The organism is Alkalibacillus haloalkaliphilus, from assembly GCF_007991275.1.
GTDB classification, from domain to species: domain Bacteria; phylum Bacillota; class Bacilli; order Bacillales; family Alkalibacillaceae; genus Alkalibacillus; species Alkalibacillus haloalkaliphilus.
In genome coordinates this window covers 36,995-57,859 of the sequence record NZ_BJYA01000015.1, presented here as the reverse complement: position 1 = coordinate 57,859, position 20,865 = coordinate 36,995, and the positions used below count along the sequence as shown (strand labels likewise).

Below are 20,865 nucleotides of genomic sequence, written 5' to 3'. Positions count from 1 at the left end.
TTAATCCTCCCAATGAAGCATACCTTTTTTTCTAAAGTAGTTAAATATTCTTCTTTCTACCATCCTGTTGAAACGAGTGAAAAAACCATCTGTTTGAACAACTGGAACAACTAATATTGTATTAAGCCCAGAACGATTTCCACCTAATACATCGGTTAACAATTGATCTCCAACAACAGCGATTTCATCATCTCTTAGACCCATTTCCTCTTGCGCTTTCTGAAAGGCTTTACCTAAAGGTTTTCTTGCTTTTGAAATAAACGTAATGTCTAACGGTTCACTAAACTTAGCTACTCGATCTTCACTATTATTCGACATAATTGTTACATGAATGCCCTCTTGTTCTAATGTTTCGAACCATTCTTTGATTTCAGGGGTTGCCTCAGGCTGATCCCAGGCTACTAAAGTATTGTCTAAATCAGTAATGACACCTTTAATGCCTTTATCTTTCAAATAAATCGGTGTAATTTCTAAAACTGTTTCGACATGCTCATTTGGCAGAAATTTCTTTAACAACGAATTCACCTCTAATTTTATACTCTCACTATTCTACATCATAAACAATCAGACGCCATCTTTCAAAGAAATTCTATAGAACTGCAAACCTTTTATGTATGTCTGTGTAAAATATTATAAATATGCGTCGAAATACAATTCAATTCATGTATTTTTTCATTTTCGTTCGACAAATACCATCATTTTTCACACCTGTGGATAACTTTACGCACATTACCCACAGCGTAAAGACAACTTTCATGAGCTTTACCCCCTAATATATCAACAATTTATACACAGGTTACACACATACATGTGAGTTTGAGACTAGGAAAAAAGAGTGGTATTATAAATACAGTTTTAAAGTGAGCGTGCGGGAGGTGCAAGCCATTACGGCTTAAGACTTATGGAAACCTTATCTGATCAGTTATTAATTGATTCATATTACAAGGCGAAAAATCTCAACTTAAATCATGATTTCATTCAGCTAATCGAAAAAGAATTAAAAAAACGAAAATTAATTGATCACCTTAAAGAATCATCCTAGTTAGAGTTTCTTCCTATATATAAGTCTGTGGCACTCACCGTGAGTGTCACTTTTTTTTATTTAATGTTCACAGAGTTTTTCTTTTCAAAGAACATAAAATATCGTTATAATGTTACTGTATTTATTGCGGCTTAGATTTTTCGAAAGGATGAAACAAGTATGATCTATGCAGTTTTTGCCCCATTATTATTTGCGGTACTTATCCCTTTCTTAAGTCGATGGAAGGAAAAAGTACATACAGGTTGGCTTATACTGCCTGTACCATTTCTGATCTTCTTGTACTTTTTACAGTTCGTAGGTCCTAACTTCGAACCACAAGTACAATCAGTACAATGGATTCCATCTCTCGATATTTCATTATCTTTTCATTTAGATGGGTTAAGTTTATTATTTGCCTTATTAATTAGCGGTATTGGAACTTTAGTTGTTCTCTATTCAATTTATTACTTAAATCATAAGGAACAACTAGGTCATTTTTATACTTATCTTTATATTTTCATGACCGCTATGTTAGGTGTAGTACTATCAGATAACGTGTTTGCTTTATATGCGTTTTGGGAGTTTACATCAATTTCGTCATTTTTACTAATTGGTTACTGGCATTATCGTGAACGTTCACGATATGGTGCATTAAAATCAATGTTAATCACAGTACTCGGTGGTTTCAGTTTACTTGCAGGTATTATCCTTCTAACTATTGTTACCGGAACTACTAGTATTCGTGAAATGGTTGCACAAGCAGATGTCATTGTAGACAGCCATTATTTTCCTTTTATTTTAGCGTTCTTATTACTTGGTGCATTTACCAAATCTGCACAATTTCCGTTTCACATTTGGTTACCAGATGCGATGGAAGCACCAACACCAGTTAGTGCTTACTTACACTCAGCTACAATGGTAAAAGCGGGTATTTATTTAATGGCTCGTTTTTCACCAATTTTGGCAGGAGATCCAAACTTCTTCTTCTTACTAAGTTTATTTGGTATCGTGACATTAGTTTGGGGTTCTTTCATGGCTGTAAGACAAACAGACCTAAAAGGAATATTGGCTTATTCAACAATCAGTCAATTAGGTATGATTATGGCCATGCTAGGTTTTGGAACAGACGTAGCCTTATTCGCCGCAGTGTTTCATATCTTAAACCACGCAACCTTTAAAGGTAGTTTATTTATGGTTGCTGGTATTGTAGACCACGAAACAGGTACTAGAGATATTCGAAAACTCGGTGGCCTTATGACATTTATGCCGATTTCGTTTACATTAGCGATTTTCGGTACATTCTCAATGGCTGGTGTTCCATTACCATTCTTAAACGGTTTCTACAGTAAAGAGATGTTCTTTGATGCGACATTAGTTAACAGTGCATCTGGTCCATTCATGGAAGCTTTAGTAGCTGCTTTACCTGTTTTAGCTGTCATTGGTAGTATCTTTACATTTGTTTACTCAATGTATCTATTCTTCGGTACATTTACAGGTAAATATAAAGAAGAAGAGTTACCACAAACACCACATGAAGCACCTAAGATGATGCTTCTTCCACCATTTATTTTAATACTTGGTGTGATTACGATTGGTTTATTCCCTGAGATGTTCAATCAAGGGTTAATTACGCATGCTGCTGATGCCGTATTTGGTGCTGAAAATAATCAAGACATTTATTTCTGGCACGGATTAGTTCCAGCTTTCTATATGTCAGTAGCTGTCGTTGTCCTAGGTATTACGCTTTACCTTACGAAAAGTAAGTGGGAAGGCATATATTCTGTCTTACCAGGTCGTTTAAGCTTCAACCGTGTATATGATTGGTTAATTGAGAAGATTGAAACTGGTTCAAATAAGGTTACAACTTCTTACATGACAGGTTCATTAAGGTTTTACATGGTTTTAACGTTAACTGCGATCTTTGCTATTACGTTAGGTGTATTAATTCAAACAAATGGTGTTAACTTTGAAGTTACTGACGTTGCACCAATTACGACAAAAGAACTAATTGTAGCAGCTATTATGGCAATTGCTGCAATTGCAACGATTTTTGTTCATAACAGAATAGCCATTATTCTTATAGTCGGTGTAATTGGTTATGGATTAGCGATTCTTTTCGTATTCTACCGAGCACCAGACTTAGCACTTACACAATTAATCGTAGAAACAGTAACTGTTGTATTATTTATGTTATGTTTCTACCACTTACCGAACTTACAGAAATCTACAACACCGTTACTCACTAAAGGGGTTAACGTTGCGATTTCCGTTGGTTTCGGACTATTACTAATGGTTATTGGTGTAAGCGCGTATAACAGTCGTGCGTTTGATTCAATTGCTGATTACTATATTGAAAATGCCGACCCTCTAGCAGGTGGTTACAATATGGTAAACGTAATCCTTGTTGACTTCCGTGGTATTGATACTCTATTTGAAGTAGCAGTATTATTCGGAGCTGCATTAGCGATTATTGCAATGATTAAACTTCGCCGAGATAAGGGGGCGAAATAAATGGAGATTATTATGACAGGTTTAGCATCGATCTTGTTCGGTGCTGGTATATACAATCTATTACAAAAGCAACTACTTAGAATTGTAGTTGGAACAGTGTTAGTCTCTCACGGGGCACACTTATATTTCTTAACTATGGCTCAACTAAAAAGAGGTGCCCCTCCATTAGTTGTAGATGGTGTGACGGAATATGCTGACCCTTTACCACAGGCACTAGTCCTTACAGCAATTGTAATTGCCTTTGGTGTAACAAGTTTCTTATTAGTGTTAGCATACCGTACTTATACGTTAAATAAGACAGATAATATGGAAGAATTGCGAGGTAGTGATCATGAATAATTTAATATTTTTGCCTATAGTCCTACCACTTATTGCAAGTGTTATCGCTGCGTTCTTTCCTAAAAAGCTAAATTTATCACGTAAATTTGCTCAAATTACGTCTGTCATATTAACTATTATGACAGCTGCATTAACTTGGCATGTATTAACAAACGGTACAATTGTTGTTCAATCCGGCGGTTGGGAAGCACCTTTCGGAATCTCAATCGTTGGTGATGGCCTATCCATGATTTTAGTTATGACAACTTACATCATTGGTACTGCGGCTGTCTTTTATGCTCCATCAGTACTTGATAAGCAACAAGAAAGCTTTTACTTTTATGCGTTTTTCTTCTTGCTTATTTCAGGTGTATCCGGTGCATTTATGACAGGTGATTTGTTTAACCTATTCGTATTCTTTGAAGTGTTATTAATTGCTTCGTACGGATTAATCGTACTTGGTAATGGTAAAGTACAGCTAAGAGAATCGATGAAATATGTATTGTTTAACGTATTCTCTTCTATGCTGTTCGTTACTGCCATTGCATTTATTTATGCAATAACAGGTACTGTTAACTTTGCTCAATTAGCAGAACGCGTCGAGTATGTAGAACAAGCGGGAATCTTAACAACAGTAGCGATTATTTTATTCTTTGTATTCGCTGTTAAAGCTGCTATATTCCCTCTATACTACTGGTTACCAAATTCTTATGTAGTACCTAATGCTGTAGTTTCAGCATTGTTCGGTGCTTTATTAACGAAGGTAGGAATTTACTCAATATTAAGAGTGTTTACTTTAATTTTCGTACATGACACAGGAGTAACACACCAAATTTTCATTTGGTTAGCAATGTTTACGATGTTATTTGGTGTCATTGGTGCATTATCGACAAATAATGTGAAACTGATCATCACATATAACATTATCCCTGCAGTTGGTTTCATGTTAATGGGTATTGGCCTATATACCGAAGATGCAATTGCTGGATCTGTTTACTATTTAATGCACGACATGGTGATTAAAGGAGCATTATTCTTCTTAATCGGGGCATTAATAGTTGCAGCAGGAACAAAAGATTTAAGAGAGATGAGCGGGGTTATTCAGAAGTTCCCACTACTTGGGTGGATTTTCTTCGTTGCCTCATTAATCTTAGCTGGAGTACCACCATTCAGTGGGTTTATTGGAAAGATACTATTGTTGCGTGGTGGTTTAGAACAAGAAGAGTTTTTACTCGTTATTATCGCCTTAATTTCAAGTTTACTAATCTTGTTCTCAATGATGCGCATTTTCATTCGAGGGTTCTGGGGCGACTTAATGGATAACATCTCAGATGATCGCAAACGAGTACGCAACTTAACAATCCCTGGTGTCGTCTTAGTCAGCATTTCTATTTTCTTAGGAGTAGGTGCAGAGGCTGTATATCCTCACGTTGAATCAATTGCAAATATGCTAATGGACAGAACAGATTATATCAGTTCTGTTTTAAAGGAGTAGTGTGATATGGCCATACAGATTATTTTTAACTTATTAATCGCGGTTATGTGGATGTTCTTAAGTGAATCGTATACAGTGCTCTCATTTTTCATCGGTTTATTTATCGGTATGGGGTTACTGTTTTTCCTAAGACGATTTGTACCAGACATCTTTTATGTCATTCGTTTATATAGAATCGTTAAATTAAACTTGATCTTTTTACGAGAATTAATCTTATCAAGTGTAAGTATCGTAGCCTTAGCTTATAAGCCTAAATTAGACATCGAACCTGGTATTTTCGCTTTACCTATAGAAGTAAAAAGCAGTTGGGAAATTGCGCTTTTAGGTAACTTAATCTCATTAACTCCAGGAACGTTATCAGTTGCAGTAGCAGATGATAACTCGAAAATTTACATTCATGCGATGGACCTTCCAGATGTGGAAGCGTCCATCACTGAAATTAAAGAAACATTTGAAAAAGCAATTATGGAGGTGACACGATAAATGCTTAACGAATTCGGCGCGCAAATGTTAGATGTTGTCTTATGGATTAGCTTTGTTGGTGTCACAATATCCATTTTTATCTTAGTTTATAGAACCATTAAGGGCCCTACAAACCCTGATCGAGCTGTAGCTTTAGACGCGATTGGTATTAATATGATGGCCTTAGTTGGCTTACAGGCAATTAACTTGGGTACTGATCGATTAAATGATGTTGTTCTATTAATCGGTATTCTATTGTTTATTGGTACGATCGCCATAGCGAAATTCTTAGAAAAGGGTGTTATCATTGATCGACATAATCATTAGTCTATTGTTATTGTTAGGGACATTTTTTATCCTTTCTGGTTCATTAGGAATTTTACGATTCCCTGACGTTTATTCAAGATTGCACGCAGCGACTAAAGCCGCAACTTTAGGTGTAGCTGGTGTACTTCTAGGTTCATTTTTATACCTCTTATTTGACCAAGGTATTGTAAGTGGGAAGTTGTTGTTAGGTATTGTATTCGTTTTAATTACAGCTCCAATTAGTGGACACATGATCTCAAGAGCCGCATATAATTCTGGTGTCGAGTTGTGGGAAAAAACGAAGCGTGACCATTTAAAAAACGAGTCGAAATAAGCTTATAAATAGCCTCATATTAAAAGAAACACCAATTATAAGGGTTTATCCCTTTTAATTGGTGTTTTTCTTTATAGAAGTTATTATAAAGGGTTCTATTTCAATTTGGTGATAGTATAAAGAATTACACTACCCACTTTTATCCTTTAAATGAATATATTTTTCATCGCTACATCAAAATGCTTCGCTTTCCGTGGGCACGGCTCGAGCCTCCTCGGCCCAAAAGACGGGGCCTGTGGGGTCTCGAGACACGTGCTGTTCCCACTGGAGTCTATGCATTTTGATTCCGCTTAGTGCAGCTCACCTAACACAAAAAGAGTTTTGTGCTCTTTATTCTATTATAGATGCTTTATTGAATGATTGTAGCACCAATTGGAGCCATAAGATCTTTCGACGTAACCTTTCAAATGATTTTTTGCCTTATGATATGTACACTTCAATACATTAATAGTATTATTAATCACTTCTGTAATACCCTTATTTTCTGGATACATAAAGGAGTGGTTGTCGACATCGACAATTACGGTTTGTAACCTTTATCCATCTGCACCTTTTTTAATCTCATCAATCGAAATCGCTCTTGATAAAATATTTTGTGTGTTGATACTTTGGTGGTCAATTAGACAAATGAGTGTATTTTTGTTTGAATTTTGTGTTCAACCTGTTAGAAATGTCATACTGTGACGAGCGATAGGCGGCGACGCCAGTGGGAACAGCACGAGCTGAAGATCCACTGAGGAAAGTGCTTTTCTTTCCTCAGTTAGCTGAAGCCGTGCCCACGGCAAGCGTCCGCCGAAAGCGAGTCACAAACCAACGGTTCATTCATCAATCTCTCAACATGATTGTTGTGACAATGGACACCACACATTTAGCACAGAGCCATATAAAGTCTCTTATTGCAGTAATAACTAATATTTTTAAAATTATTTTATGTGTACACGCACATTTGCTCTCATCAGCCATACAATTAACTATAGGCAACAACCCATCACGATTTGGAGTTGATGACATGATTAGTTTATTGAAGTTGCTTGCCCTCATTTTTCAAAACCCCTATTTATTTATTGCTTATGTAAAAGGTAATGCATTTCCACAACCTTTGTCCCCTGAAGATGAAAAGTATTATTTACAAAAATGGCAAGAAGGTGACCTAGATGCCAGAAATAAACTCATCGAGCACAATTTAAGGCTAGTAGCTCACATTGCCAAAAAATATGAACAAAACAAAGAAGACCAAGAAGATTTAATATCTATAGGGACAATTGGTCTTATTAAAGGAGTAGAAAGTTTTTCTTTAGACAAAGGAACAAAGCTTGCTACATATGTTGCAAGGTGTATTGACAACGAAATCCTTATGTTTCTAAGGTCTTCGAAAAAAAGTAATAAAGATGTTTCGTTACAGGATCCAATCGGTCATGATAAAGAAGGTAATGAGATTAGTTTAATTGATGTGTTAAAATCTGATTCACCTGACCTTACTGAAAAAATACAAACAGCTATTGAGATCGAGCAAATCTTTCAATACATTCATTTATTAGATGATCGTGAAAGAGAAGTGATCGCAAAGCGTTATGGCCTTGGTAATCAAGAGGAGTATACACAGCGCGAGATTGCTAAATCACTCAGTATATCTCGTAGTTATGTTTCAAGAATTGAAAAAAGAGCTTTAATGAAAATGTTTCACGCCTTTTACAGAGAAGAAGAGAGAAAAAAGAAAAATAACCAATCGAAATAGGCCATCAACCCACTCACTAATTAAATTAATTTCATAGCTTATCAGTAAGAACGACAAAAGGAGTGGGACTATATGTATTATTATGGTCAACCATCGTACCCACCTTACCCTTTATATCACCATCATCACGGCCACTCAAACATCGGTTATGCATTATTAGTCATTTCTCTACTGTTGCTTTTAATATGTGGTGGTTACTATTGGTATACGGCATATTGTTAACTTTGTTTAGGAGTTAGAGTTATGGGTCACAAAACAATCGAGCATTTTAAAACTTAAAAAAGCACAGCTAACTGTTTGATAAGATAGCTGTGCTTTTTAGGTTGTCTATTTTAACATTTCTAAAATAAATGAAGCGCTGTTTTTAGCTGCACGATCTAAGTACTCTTTGAATGAGATATCCGATTCTTTACCTGCAATATCTGATAATGAGCGAATAATTAAACACGGGGTATCATACTGATAACACACTTGTGCGATTGATACTGCCTCCATCTCAAGTGCTTTAATACTTGGAAAACGTTCACTGACCTTTGTAACACGGTCTAAGTCTGACATAAACGAGTCACCAGTACCTATTAACCCTTTTGTTACTTTTACATCGCTCGGTAGTACTTCTTTAACTTTTTCTGCCTTATTCACTAGTTGTCCATTTGAAGGAAACGTTTCAGGCATTTGTGGAATTTGACCATATTGATAACCAAATCCTGTTGCATCTGCATCATGGTGTACAGTTTCTGTTCCAATTACTATGTCACCTACATTTAAATCTGGATCTACACCACCTGAGGATCCTGTATTAATAACATAATCTGGTGCAAACCGTTCATGTAATATAGTAGTTGAAATAGCCGCATTCACTTTACCTATACCAGATTGAAGTAACACTACTTCTTGTCCTGCAAACTCACCTACATAAAATTTACAATTAGCTACTACAAGTTCTTCATTAATATTAACTTGTGATTTCAACCAATCTAGCTCTTCTTCCATTGCTCCAATTATACCGTATTTCATCGTTGTACAACCTGCCTTTAATTATTCTTCATCATCTTCTGATGTGTCTTCTTCTTCGTTTTCATCATCATTACCATATTCAGGGTGTCGATCATTCTCATATAACTCTTCTACTTTTTGTGGTAGCCAACCTTCATGTTCAACCCAATCTAAATAAACACGATAAATCTCTTGTTGAGCTGAATCTGTTACAGTACCTATCACTTGGTTCGCTACACCACCACTTTCCAATCTCCAAAAGATAATATCATCTTCTGACAAGCCTGTAGCATATATGATCGCTTGTTCCATTTCTTCGCGGTCTTGTGTACCTTCACTAAATTGTGTTGTATGCGGTTCTTCTTGTTCAGTACCAACCGGGTCCCAATTACGTTCAAATACACGAACAACATTATCTTCATCAGATTCATATACATGCTCTTCTTCAGATTCTTGTTCATTACTTTCTTCTTCTGTCGATTCGTCAGTTGTCGATTCTTCTTGTTCTGATGATTGCTCCTCTTCATCTTCAGTCACTTCGTTTTCTTCATGCTCGTCTTCTTCGTCTTCCTCTTCTAATGAAGTGTTTTGTTCAGTTTGTTCCTCTTCTACTTCATCGTCGCCTCCAAAGATCCAGAAAGCAATCAAAACAACAAATAATATGATAAAAGCCCATATTAGTATATTCATTGTTTTCGTATTTTTACGACGTTTCTCGTAACGTTCAGATCGTGAATATTGATGATCCACAAGGTTCCCCTCCTCAATGAATTCAACTAATGAAATAATATGATTTCATTTATTTGGTAAATAGTCCTACACAATGTTGTGTAGGACTACTTGGTGTTTTATTTAACTTCTTTAATTTTCACTTCAAATTCCCCACCTGGTGTTTGCACCATAGCTTGGTCACCTACTCTTTTACCAAGTAAGCTTTGTGCCATTGGAGAATCGTTTGAGATACGCCCTTCAAAAGGATCAGCTTCTGCACTACCAACGATTTGGTACTCTTCTTCATCCCCATCAGGTAATTCTTCAAAAACAACCGTTTTACCTAGCTGAACTACTTCATTGTTATCTTCATCATTCTCAATAATAACAGCATAACGAATCATATTTTCTATTTGAGAAATACGTGATTCTACGAATGCTTGTTCATCTTTTGCTGCATCGTACTCAGAGTTCTCAGAAAGGTCACCGAAGCTTCTTGCTACCTTAATACGCTCTACTACTTCTGGGCGCCTTTCGGTTTTCAGCTCTTCTAATTCATCTTCTAACTTTTGTTTCCCCTCTTCAGTCATATAATAGCTTTTCTCTTCTGCCATGACTTAACACTCCTTTTAAATTCAGTTCTCTGTTTCAATTATTACTTAAATATATGATGAGAATCTATATTTGCTTTTGATCAATGATGCTTTTTACTTTTGTTGATAATAGATCAATGGCAACATGATTTTGTCCGCCTTCTGGAATAATAATATCAGCATAACGCTTGGCGGGTTCTACAAACTGTAAATGCATAGGCCTTACTACGTTTATATACTGATCCATAACAGATTCAATAGTTCTGCCACGTTCTTTTATATCACGCATCATTCTTCTAATAATTCTAATATCAGCATCCGTATCCACAAATACTTTTATATCCATCATATTACGTAATCTTTCGTCTTCTAATACTAAAATTCCTTCTAAAATTATAACTTCTTGTGGATCAATTTTAATCGTTTCATTAGAACGAGTGTGAAGTTCATAATTATAGACCGGCTTTTCTACTGGTTGACGTTGCGATAAGCTCTTTAAATGATCACGTAATAGATCATGATCAAAGGCCAAAGGATGGTCATAATTTGTATTTAAACGTTCTTCAAATGGTATATGTGATTGATCCTTGTAATATGAATCTTGTTCTAACATTAAAATTGATGTATTTTCGAACTGTTCACAAATAGTGCGAGTAACAGTTGTCTTCCCAGAGCCTGTCCCACCTGCTACACCAATAATAATCGGCTTATCATTCAATTTATGAGTACTCCCTTCCCACATGTCATATCTAGTTAGTTTTTAAAGCAATAGCAATTCCATCTCCAGTTTCAATGATCGTTGTTTGATATTGTGGATGGTTCAATAGCCACTCATTAAATGATGCAATCTTTTCTCCGATCTTAACAAAACGTTTGTTGTCTTGTTTCTCTTTTGAAACATACCCCTTAAATAGCACATTGTCAACTACTAACAAACTACCTTTTGGTAAAAGTGGCGTGATTTTTTCTACGTAATTTATATACTCACCTTTAGCAGCATCAATAAAAGCTAAATCAAAGCGTTCTGTCGTAAATCTATGATCGATCCAATTTAATGCATCATCTAAATCAATATGGATTCTGCCTTCAAGATTGGCTTCTTGAATATACTGTTTAGCAATTTCATATCTTATTTCATCACGTTCAACAGTGTACACTTGTACATCAGGTATGCTATTGGCCATTTGAATCGCAGAATAACCAATGGCAGAACCAATTTCGATTATCTTTTTAGGTTGTTGTATTCGAATTAACTGCTTTAAGTATTCAATACCATCTTTCTCCATAATTGGAACGTTATTTTCAATTGCATATTGTTCCATCGATGCGATTAGAGGGTTAGATTCATCATTATATAAAGACTGCACGTATTGCTTTGTTTTATTCATTTCTAAACCTCCATCAAGGGTTTAACAATTTCATTCCTATACAATTTTAATATTTTACCATAAAAAAAGATGGGAATGCGAATGATTTTACGCACTCCCTTTTAATTTTTATTATTCCTCATCTCTAGGTCGATGTTCTTCTATATTTTGCTGGTGTTCTTCATATGTTTCTGCAAAATAGTTTTCACCTTCATAAGAAGCCACAAAGTATAAATATTCGTGATACTCTGGGTTGACTGAAGCTCTCAATGCGCTTTCATGGAAGTTAGAGATCGGACCAGGTGGTAAACCTGTATTTTGATACGTATTATAAGGGTGTTCGTATTCCAAATGCTCGTACAACACACGTTGGTGATGTTCACCCATTGCATAAAGAACTGTTGGGTCAGTCTGTAACGCCATTGGTGGATCTTCATTCAAACGATTATGGAAAACACCAGAAATCTTCAAGCGATCGTCCTCACCAACAGCCTCTAATTCAATAATTGAAGCTAAAGTTAATGCCTCATGAATTGACATCCCTCTTGCATCCATGTCATCGATATATTCGTATACTCTGTTCTGAGTCTGTTGAAGCATTTTATCGACAACTTCTTCTACTGAAGGATCTTCTTCATGGAAATCATAAGTAATAGCGTATAAGTACCCTTCTAACGGATACCTCACGTCTTCATGTAAGATATCTTCAGTTAATAACCCTGAATATTCTTCCATTAAAGATTCGATATATTCTTCATCTGTCATATACTCCATGAACTCATCTTCTTCAATGGATGTCTCGTTATCTAGAATCTCAGCAATGCGTTCAATGTTTGAGCCTTCAGGAATAGTGACAGAAAATAGTGGCTCAAGCATAATACGGCCTGTTTTTAATGACTCAATAATTTCATCAAGTTCAAGGCTTCTAGATAAAGTATACTCCCCTGCTTGAAAGCCAGACTCATTTTTAAACGTCACATACGTTTGAAAGATCGTAGCATTATTAATAATGTCGTTCTCTTCCAAAATCTCTGCGATATCACCCACATTTGACCCCATTGGAATCTCCACTTCTACAAGCTCATCATCTTCTGGGTCTACAGGACTTAAACCTTCACTAACATAATTGTAAATAAAATAACCAGCGATACCAAATACAATTAGAGCAACTAAGATTACGATTAAAACGACTTTTCTAACGATTCCCGCTTCCTTAGCCCGCTCTTGCTTTATACTGTTATAATCATTGGAAGGTGACAAAATACTTCCCCCTATTCTTTACCTTTCTTTTATACCAATAAAAAGTATAAAATAAAACGACTTTTTTTTCTATCATTGTCACTAAATTATTTATTTTAAATAAAAACGAAACACTAATCGTATTTTACCACACGATTAATGTTTCGTTATATCAATTAACTTTAAACTATTGATTAGTTAGACTCATCATCAGATTCAGTGAATGTAGCTAACATTTCTTCGACCATTTCCCATTCTTCATCCGTTTCAATTTGGTATAAAGTTAGGTCATCAGGATCATCTTCTTTTTCTTCAAAGCGGAAAGCGAATACTTCTACTTCCTCTTCTTCAGCTTGTTCAGCTGGAACTGCTACTAAGTATGACCTTTCAGTATGATCCACATCAAATGTAAATAAAACGTCAAATAAATGTTCTTCTCCTGACTCATCAGGGATAATAATTCGCTCTTTCTCCTGCATCAGTTACACTCCTTTTAGCGGTTTGAATCGAGATAACCTTGTAATATGATCATCGCCGCCATTTTATCAATTACTTTTTTTCGCTTTTGACGACTCATGTCAGCATCTAGTAATACACGTTCAGCTGCCATTGTCGTTAAACGTTCATCCCACATGACAACAGGTAGTGAAAATTGTTCTTCTAAATACGCTGCAAAATGCTGACATGCTTCACCACGTTCTCCAATTGTACCATTCATATTCTTTGGTAGACCAACGACAATTTTACTGATCTCATACTCATCAATAAGTTGTTGAAAGCGATCTTTAACTGACGCGAATTCAGATTCATCCCAATGGATTGTTTCAATACCTTGGGCAGTAAAATGCAACGCATCTGATACTGCAACACCAATTGTTTTTTCACCGACATCTAAGCCCAATATTTTCATGCAAAATCCTCTTTATCTTTTATTCGTCTGCAAATAGTTCTTTACAACTTCTTCGATAATTTCATCTCGTTCTATTTGTGAGATTAAATTACGAGCATCATTGTGTCGAGGGATATATGCAGGGTCACCTGATAATAAGTAACCGACTATTTGGTTGATTGGATTGTATCCTTTCTCTTCCAATGAACTATAAACTTGATGTAAAATTTCGTTTACTAATTGTTCTTGTGAGTCATCTGAAAACTGAAATTTCATAGTGTGATCGTTCGACATTTTCAATCCCCCTCAAACCACTTTAACTACATTATATACCTAAAAGCTACGAAGTTAAAACAGTTTTAATATAATCTTTCGCCGACGCTAGTGCTTCATCAATTTTTTCTGGTTGTTTACCACCAGCTTGTGCCATGTCAGGACGGCCTCCACCGCCTCCACCACATCTTGTTGCAGCTTCTTTAATAACATGACCTGCGTGAAACCCTCGATCAACTAAATCTTTAGAAACACCTGAAGCCAATTGTACCTTGTCACCATTCTCCATGGCTAATAATATGATGCCTGAATCAACTTTTTGTTTTAACTCATCGACCATATTGCGTAAAGCATTCATATCACTAACATCGACTTTTTGTGCTAAAAGGTTAACACCATCAATTGTTTCAACTTCATCTAAGATGTTAGCTGATTCAACATTGGCTAGTTTCGCTGAAAGTGATTCATTGTCCTTTTGTAAATCCTTCATTTCTTGGAATAGTGTATCAATTCTTTGTGGTACTTGTTCAGTTTTAGTCTTCAACTTGAAAGCTGCATCATTTAGTAACTGTTCTCTACCTTGATAATACTCATAAGCTCCAGGACCAGTACACGCCTCTATTCTACGTGTTCCTGCACCAATCCCTGTTTCTTGAGTAACCTTGAATAGACCGATTTCTGCTGTGTTACCGACGTGGCAACCTCCACAAAGTTCAATACTGTAATCATCAACAGCTACTACTCTTACTTCTTCACCATATTTAGCATCAAATAATGCCATTGCACCCATTTGTTTAGCTTCGTCTAATGACTTGTGCATGATAGCAACTGGAATGGAAGCCCACACTTTCTCATTTACAATCGTTTCTATTTGTTGTAATTCCTCTTCCGATACAGCATTAAAGTGTGTAAAGTCAAAACGTAAACGATCTGGAGCGACTAATGATCCCGCCTGATTGACGTGATCACCTAAAACATCTTTTAAAGCTTGATGTAACAAATGTGTTGCAGTATGGTTTTTAATGACTTGCTGACGTTCATAACGCGTCACTTCAGCTGAGACTGATTGTCCAGATTTTAAAGTCCCTTCAATCACATCAACTTGATGTAAGTTTTGGCCATTTGGACCTTTTTGAACATCCATCACTGAAGCTTTACCAGTTTCAGTTGTAATTATTCCTTTGTCTGCAATTTGTCCACCGCTTTCAGCATAAAATGGCGTTTGAGCAAGGACTAACGTTGCAACATCACCAGTTTGCGCTTCATCAATCAGATCTGAATCTTTTACAATAACGTCTAAAGTAGTATCCACTGCTAATTGCTCAAAACCTACAAACTCACTTTTCGTATGAATTTGTTGTAACACTTGGTCTTGGACTTGCATGGAATCGACTTTTTGTCTTGCTTCACGTGCACGGTCACGTTGCTTTTTCATTTCCTTCTCAAAGCCTGGTTCATCGATGGAGAAGCCTTCTGCCTCTACATATTCTTCTGTTAGTTCTTTTGGAAATCCATAAGTATCATAAAGTGTAAATACTTCTTCGCCAGGAAAAACGTTACTTCCTTTTTCTTTTTCAGATTTCATAACTTTCTCTAGTATTGCTAAACCTTCTTGAAGTGTTTCATGGAAACGTTGCTCTTCTTTTTTCATTACATCTTTAATAAAGTCTTTCTTCTCATGAACTTCTGGGTAAAATTCAAACATAATGCTTGCGACTTCATCAACTAATTGATACATGAATGGTTCATTAATATTTAAGTCTTTAGCAAATCTAATGGCACGACGTAGTAGCCTTCTTAATACATAACCACGGCCTTCATTTGATGGCAGGGCACCATCCCCAATTGCAAAAGCTACTGTTCTAACGTGGTCAGCAATTACTTTGAATGCTGTATCTTGCCTTGTTGATTGACCATAAGTGACATTAGAGATCTTCTCAGTACGTTCAATAATCGGTTTAAACAGATCCGTTTCGAAGTTTGTTTTCGTATCTTGAATAACAGATACTATTCTTTCTAACCCCATACCTGTATCAATATTTTTCTTAGGAAGTGGTGTGTACGTATCATCAGGATTATGGTTAAACTGTGAAAATACTAAGTTCCAGATCTCTAAGTAACGTTCATTTTCTCCACCTGGGTAAAGTTCAGGGTCATTAAGGTCATTACCATAACTTTCACCACGATCGTAAAATATTTCAGTGTTTGGGCCACTTGGTCCTTCTCCAATATCCCAAAAGTTTTCTTCAATTCGAATAATGCGTTCAGCAGGCACCCCTACTTTATTTAGCCAAATGTCATAAGCTTCTTCATCTTCAGGGTGAACCGTGACAGCTAGTTTATCTTCATCGAATCCAATCCAATAATCACTCGTTAAAAACTCCCACGCCCATTCAATCGCTTCTTCTTTAAAGTAATCACCGATTGAGAAGTTCCCTAACATCTCAAAGAATGTATGGTGTCTTGCTGTAAACCCTACATTTTCGATATCATTTGTTCTAATGGACTTCTGAGCGTTAACTATTCTGGGATTGTCAGGGACTATACGGCCGTCAAAGTATTTCTTTAATGTGGCAACACCACTGTTAATCCATAATAAAGTTGGATCATCTTGAGGAACTAAAGAACGACTCGGCTCAACACCGTGTTTCTTTTCCTTAAAAAAGTCTAAAAACATTTGCCTTACTTCATGTGATTGAAGTTGTTTCATTTTGTTACCTCCTTTTTTATGTACAAAAAAATAGCCGTCTCTACACGTTACATGTAGGGACGACTATTGCGCGCGGTACCACCCTAATTATAGACTTAACATCTATCATCTTAGATCACCGTAACGTGGTGAGACGTCGGGGGTTAACCGCTCTCCGGATTAGCTTCAATGACCCTTCACTTAGCATTTATCTCAGCTAATAAAATGCCTCTCTGAAAGTGGACTGTCATTTACTCGTTTCCATCATTGATTTATATCACTTAATATTTAACATGTTTTTCATGAGGTTATTATAGATAATTGCCTTGTTAATGTCAACTTATATATGTAGCACAACCGTTCGAGCTCGAACGGTTGTGTGTGTTTTAGAGATACCTTTTTCTTAGCTTTTTACCAGATTTACGAAGCTGTTTCCACATACCACTTTTACGTATATTTCGGTTACGCATAAAGTATAACGCGGCAGCTCCCATGACACCTGTTGAAATTACTCGACTCAAAGTTGTTCACCAACCTTTATCTACTGATATGGTGCATAAACCTTTCAACAAGCAAGCATTACGCTTTCTTCTGATTCCCCACCTATTAGCAAAGAATGGTCAACCTTGCCACAGTTATTCCGAAAACAGGTCGTCTAAAGAGGAAATCGTCCCATCCTCTTGCACTTCATGCACGTGCATATTGCCATCTTCTTTTACGGATAGTTCTATAAAACAGTTCCAACAATAAAACTGTTGACTACCGATTTTACCGATATCAGATGTTTGGCAATTCGGGCAGTTCATAAAAAACCCTCTTTCCTTTTTGCCTACATCCTCCCCGTTTCATCTTCGTTCTATACCAATGGTACGAACATTCTTAGTTTGAGCTTTCTACATAAAATCATAAGGTGAAATATCTTCCTCAAACTGTTCATCTGGTTCTAATTCACTAAGATCTTCTTCACGTTCTTTTAGATTAAATGATTTTATACGTGAGACAAGACTCGTATTACGTTCGTACGCTTGTTGTTTTTGCATACCTTCCAAAAAGACGTCATAACTGCCACATATAATAAGAGAAGATTTACCACGTGTAATCGCTGTATAAATTAAATTTTTCACTAACATTCGCTTGAATGATCTAACAATTGGTAAAATCACAATTGGGAACTCACTACCTTGAGATTTATGAATAGAGATCGCATAAGCTAGCATAATTTGGTTAAAATCTTGTCTCGTATAAGATACTTCAAGTCCTTCGAAATTAATAATTAATTCATCTTTTTTTGACTCAGCTTCCTTGGCGTGTTTAATAGCGACAATTTCACCGATATCACCATTAAACACATCTTTCTCTGGCTGATTTACAAGTTGGATAATTTTATCACCCGTTCTAAAGACAGACTGAAAATGTTCGATTTCACGTTTACCTTCTTCTTTAGGGTTAAAGATATTTTGCAACGTTTGATTTAATTCATGTATCCCAACTTTTGTTTTATACATTGGAGCTAACACTTGAATATCACGCATTGAATATCCTCTATCCAACGCTTTCTTTACGATCTGTTCAATTGTATTTAAAGCATGATCAGTATTTGTTTCAATAAAATTAAAATCATCTTTTTTGCCAACTGACTGCATGGGTATTTGATCGTTTTTAATATCATGAGCAAGTTTAACGATATAAGAATCATTTTTTTGCCGATAAATTTCTTTTAACTGACACACTGGTACGACTTTCGACTTTAATAAGTCAGCTAGGACTTGACCTGGACCTACAGATGGTAATTGGTCTTCATCACCAACAAAGATGACTTTCATGTCGGCAGGAACTGCTTTAAGCAAACTGTTCGCTAACCAAATATCAACCATCGAAAACTCATCAACAATTAAAACTTTACCCTTCAGTTGGTTTCCATCGTTAAATTCAAAATGCTCTTCACCCGACCAACCGAGAAGACTATGTATCGTTTTTGCTTTTAAGCCAGTTGATTCAGTTAACCTTTTAGCAGCTCTTCCAGTTGGAGCTGCTAATATATAATCTGATTGATGTTTGTTTTCGTTTTTACGAAACAGTACTTCATAACAGTGGATAATACCTTTAACAACTGTTGTTTTCCCAGTTCCAGGTCCACCTGTAAGTAACATCACTTTCTCATCTAAAGCTTTCTTGACCGCTTCATATTGCTCTTCACCGTATGCAATACCTTCTTGTTCTTCGATTTCACCAATTACTTTTAACAGTTCACTTTCGTCATAAGATGCATCTTGTTCAGTCGCTAATATGCGCGTCAGTTGTGAAGCAACACCTTCTTCAGCAAAATAAAGTTGAGGTAAGTAAACTCGATCATCTTCTTGTACAATTAGATCTTCATCGATTAAAAACTTCAAGTGTTGCTCTAGCGATTCATCGTTCTCATGATTTCGTCCTTGATATAAAAGCGAATTTAATTGTTTTAACAGCTGCTCTTTCTCTACGTAAACATGTCCATTAGAAGATTGTTGATCTAAAACATGTAGGACACCTGCTTGAATTCGAGTCGGATGTTCATCTTTAATTCCAATGGACTCAGCAATTTCATCAGCACGTTGAAAACCAAATCCTTCTACATCAAAAACAAATTGATAAGGATTTTCTTTTAATTGTTCGATCGTATTTTCATGGTAAGCATGATAAAGCTTCCCGGCTAACTGCAAACCTATCCCATATTTCGCCAACTCAACAGTCACTTGCTCAAAACCTTGGTTTATTCTTAGGTCTGCAATAAATTGTTTTTTAGTTTCAGGTTTTAAACCGACAACTTGATCAAGTTTTGCTGAATCTCTTAGCACTTCATCGACTGCATTAATCCCTAATGTATCAACAATTTTTTGCGCTGTCTTTTGACCAATACCATAAAATAAATCGCTTGATAAATATTTGACAAGACTTTCTTCAGTTTTCGGTAATTCTTTTTCATATGTAAAGACTTGTAGTTGTTCTCCGAATTTCGGGTGAACTTGTATAGTTCCATAAAATATATAATCATTGCCGTGTGTTAAAGGTGGAAAGTTACCTTTCACAACTAATTCTTCTTCATCTAATTCAAGGTCAGTATCTTGAACAGAAATAGACGCAATCGAAAATTGCGTCTGTTGATTGTGAAAGATCATGTGATTTAATTGGCCTTTAGCATATTTTTGATCAGACATGATCCGTTTCTCCTTCTATCCATCTCGCTCTTGTAATAACTGTTCGACTTGTTTCTTTGCATTTCCTGCTAATAAGTGTTCTTCTTGTATAGCTAACGCTTTTTCAAACTGTACGAGGGCTTCTTCTGGCTTTTCTGAATAAAGTAAGCAAACACCTTTGTTGTAATAAGCATCACTATGTTCTTCATCTAATGATAAGACGACATTCATTTGTTCATAAGCTTCATCAATCATATTGCCATAAGCTAAAGTTAAGCCGTATTGGAATTGAATATCAATGTCTTCAGGACTTAACTCGCTTGCTCTTTGCAAATATGGAAGTGCTAGTTTAGGCATTTCTTGATTTAATAATGACATACCTAACATGAAATAAACATCTTCATCATCTAAGCCTTGTTTCATCGCATCTTGGAATTGTTTAGTCGCCTGGTCATATTGTTCTTGTTCATAATACATGTTGCCTAAACCGTAATGAGCAGCCGGTAGCTTCTCTTCTAACTCTAATGCTTTATTATAAAACCGTTCAGCTGAATCATATTCTTGTAAATGGACTAGAAGGTTGGCAAAATTAATAAACCCTACTGGATCTTCTGGATTCTCTTCAATGTAATTATTGAAAGACTGAGCCGCTTCTTCAAATTGATGATTTTGCATATATTCAATACCTTTTTGTAACTCGCTCATCTTTAATTTACTCCTTTTATCTTCAAAAATAGAGAAAAAAGTCACCAC

Annotated in this window: 24 protein-coding genes and 1 other annotated feature; of the genes, 9 read left to right on the top strand and 15 right to left on the bottom strand. The window is 36.0% G+C overall.

Features of this window, described 5'->3' with window-relative positions; genetic code table 11:
- The gene (locus AHA02nite_RS11135; RefSeq protein WP_146817315.1) at positions 1 to 516 is read right to left on the bottom strand and encodes a YqeG family HAD IIIA-type phosphatase; all 516 of its coding nucleotides are present in this window, start codon (positions 514 to 516) and stop codon (positions 1 to 3) included.
- 385 nt (positions 517 to 901) lie between these two features.
- Here AHA02nite_RS11135 and sda point away from each other — a divergent pair, with 385 nt between their 5' ends.
- The 9 genes from sda to AHA02nite_RS15165 all read left to right on the top strand — a co-directional run bounded on the left by sda (position 902) and on the right by AHA02nite_RS15165 (position 8,404).
- On the top strand, positions 902 to 1,042 hold the full coding sequence (gene sda / locus AHA02nite_RS11130; RefSeq protein WP_017185295.1) for a sporulation histidine kinase inhibitor Sda: 141 nt from the start codon (positions 902 to 904) through the stop codon (positions 1,040 to 1,042).
- 159 nt (positions 1,043 to 1,201) lie between these two features.
- The gene (locus AHA02nite_RS11125; RefSeq protein WP_146817313.1) at positions 1,202 to 3,532 is read left to right on the top strand and encodes a Na+/H+ antiporter subunit A; all 2,331 of its coding nucleotides are present in this window, start codon (positions 1,202 to 1,204) and stop codon (positions 3,530 to 3,532) included.
- Positions 3,533 to 3,871 carry a Na(+)/H(+) antiporter subunit C gene (locus AHA02nite_RS11120; RefSeq protein ID WP_146817311.1) on the top strand — a complete coding sequence of 113 codons (339 nt, stop codon included), beginning with the start codon at positions 3,533 to 3,535 and terminating at the stop codon, positions 3,869 to 3,871.
- Entirely contained in the window at positions 3,864 to 5,345 is a 1,482-nt protein-coding gene (locus tag AHA02nite_RS11115) for a Na+/H+ antiporter subunit D (protein ID WP_146817309.1), read from the top strand. Before AHA02nite_RS11120 ends, AHA02nite_RS11115 begins: the two co-directional genes overlap by 8 nt.
- A 6-nt stretch (positions 5,346 to 5,351) precedes the next feature.
- Positions 5,352 to 5,828, top strand: a complete 477-nt coding sequence (locus tag AHA02nite_RS11110) for a Na+/H+ antiporter subunit E (RefSeq protein WP_146817307.1) — start codon at positions 5,352 to 5,354, stop codon at positions 5,826 to 5,828.
- On the top strand, positions 5,829 to 6,134 hold the full coding sequence (locus AHA02nite_RS11105) for a Na(+)/H(+) antiporter subunit F1 (protein WP_146817305.1): 306 nt from the start codon (positions 5,829 to 5,831) through the stop codon (positions 6,132 to 6,134).
- On the top strand, positions 6,115 to 6,447 hold the full coding sequence (mnhG, locus tag AHA02nite_RS11100) for a monovalent cation/H(+) antiporter subunit G (protein ID WP_146817303.1): 333 nt from the start codon (positions 6,115 to 6,117) through the stop codon (positions 6,445 to 6,447). Before AHA02nite_RS11105 ends, mnhG begins: the two co-directional genes overlap by 20 nt.
- A gap of 1,009 nt (positions 6,448 to 7,456) precedes the next feature.
- Positions 7,457 to 8,182: an RNA polymerase sporulation sigma factor SigK gene (gene sigK, locus AHA02nite_RS11095; protein WP_146817467.1), complete on the top strand. Its 726-nt coding sequence runs from the start codon at positions 7,457 to 7,459 to the stop codon at positions 8,180 to 8,182.
- Between the two features lie 72 nt (positions 8,183 to 8,254).
- On the top strand, positions 8,255 to 8,404 hold the full coding sequence (locus tag AHA02nite_RS15165; protein ID WP_170236081.1) for a hypothetical protein: 150 nt from the start codon (positions 8,255 to 8,257) through the stop codon (positions 8,402 to 8,404).
- A gap of 105 nt (positions 8,405 to 8,509) precedes the next feature.
- Here AHA02nite_RS15165 and mtnN read toward each other — a convergent pair whose 3' ends face one another.
- From mtnN to AHA02nite_RS11035, 14 genes are all read right to left on the bottom strand, one after another.
- Positions 8,510 to 9,199: a 5'-methylthioadenosine/S-adenosylhomocysteine nucleosidase gene (mtnN, locus tag AHA02nite_RS11090; protein ID WP_146817301.1), complete on the bottom strand. Its 690-nt coding sequence runs from the start codon at positions 9,197 to 9,199 to the stop codon at positions 8,510 to 8,512.
- A gap of 21 nt (positions 9,200 to 9,220) precedes the next feature.
- The gene (locus AHA02nite_RS11085; RefSeq protein ID WP_146817299.1) at positions 9,221 to 9,928 is read right to left on the bottom strand and encodes a YrrS family protein; all 708 of its coding nucleotides are present in this window, start codon (positions 9,926 to 9,928) and stop codon (positions 9,221 to 9,223) included.
- Between the two features lie 98 nt (positions 9,929 to 10,026).
- Positions 10,027 to 10,503 (bottom strand): transcription elongation factor GreA, encoded by a 477-nt coding sequence (gene greA / locus AHA02nite_RS11080; protein WP_146817297.1) that lies wholly within the window; start codon positions 10,501 to 10,503, stop codon positions 10,027 to 10,029.
- Positions 10,504 to 10,567: 64 nt separating this feature from the next.
- The gene (udk, locus tag AHA02nite_RS11075; protein WP_146817295.1) at positions 10,568 to 11,200 is read right to left on the bottom strand and encodes a uridine kinase; all 633 of its coding nucleotides are present in this window, start codon (positions 11,198 to 11,200) and stop codon (positions 10,568 to 10,570) included.
- Positions 11,201 to 11,231: 31 nt separating this feature from the next.
- Complete coding sequence (locus tag AHA02nite_RS11070; protein WP_146817293.1) at positions 11,232 to 11,870, bottom strand: O-methyltransferase; 639 nt, start codon at positions 11,868 to 11,870, stop codon at positions 11,232 to 11,234.
- A 111-nt stretch (positions 11,871 to 11,981) separates the two neighbouring features.
- Complete coding sequence (gene mltG, locus AHA02nite_RS11065) at positions 11,982 to 13,109, bottom strand: endolytic transglycosylase MltG (protein WP_146817291.1); 1,128 nt, start codon at positions 13,107 to 13,109, stop codon at positions 11,982 to 11,984.
- A 173-nt stretch (positions 13,110 to 13,282) separates the two neighbouring features.
- Entirely contained in the window at positions 13,283 to 13,567 is a 285-nt protein-coding gene (locus tag AHA02nite_RS11060; RefSeq protein WP_017185308.1) for a DUF1292 domain-containing protein, read from the bottom strand.
- A gap of 14 nt (positions 13,568 to 13,581) precedes the next feature.
- On the bottom strand, positions 13,582 to 13,998 hold the full coding sequence (gene ruvX / locus AHA02nite_RS11055; protein ID WP_146817289.1) for a Holliday junction resolvase RuvX: 417 nt from the start codon (positions 13,996 to 13,998) through the stop codon (positions 13,582 to 13,584).
- Positions 13,999 to 14,010: 12 nt separating this feature from the next.
- The gene (locus tag AHA02nite_RS11050; RefSeq protein WP_146817287.1) at positions 14,011 to 14,271 is read right to left on the bottom strand and encodes an IreB family regulatory phosphoprotein; all 261 of its coding nucleotides are present in this window, start codon (positions 14,269 to 14,271) and stop codon (positions 14,011 to 14,013) included.
- A gap of 46 nt (positions 14,272 to 14,317) precedes the next feature.
- On the bottom strand, positions 14,318 to 16,960 hold the full coding sequence (gene alaS / locus AHA02nite_RS11045) for an alanine--tRNA ligase (protein WP_146817285.1): 2,643 nt from the start codon (positions 16,958 to 16,960) through the stop codon (positions 14,318 to 14,320).
- A 52-nt stretch (positions 16,961 to 17,012) separates the two neighbouring features.
- Positions 17,013 to 17,216: a binding site (T-box leader), on the bottom strand.
- A 109-nt stretch (positions 17,217 to 17,325) separates the two neighbouring features.
- Positions 17,326 to 17,460 carry a hypothetical protein gene (locus AHA02nite_RS15385; protein WP_281284099.1) on the bottom strand — a complete coding sequence of 45 codons (135 nt, stop codon included), beginning with the start codon at positions 17,458 to 17,460 and terminating at the stop codon, positions 17,326 to 17,328.
- 114 nt (positions 17,461 to 17,574) lie between these two features.
- Positions 17,575 to 17,745: a hypothetical protein gene (locus AHA02nite_RS15160; protein ID WP_170236080.1), complete on the bottom strand. Its 171-nt coding sequence runs from the start codon at positions 17,743 to 17,745 to the stop codon at positions 17,575 to 17,577.
- A gap of 87 nt (positions 17,746 to 17,832) precedes the next feature.
- Positions 17,833 to 20,133, bottom strand: coding sequence for an SF1B family DNA helicase RecD2 (recD2, locus tag AHA02nite_RS11040; protein ID WP_146817284.1), 2,301 nt, complete (start codon positions 20,131 to 20,133; stop codon positions 17,833 to 17,835).
- Positions 20,134 to 20,148: 15 nt separating this feature from the next.
- A complete protein-coding gene (locus AHA02nite_RS11035; protein ID WP_146817282.1) occupies positions 20,149 to 20,817 on the bottom strand; it encodes a tetratricopeptide repeat protein in 669 nt (222 codons plus the stop codon).
- Between the last annotated feature and the right edge of the window lie 48 nt (positions 20,818 to 20,865).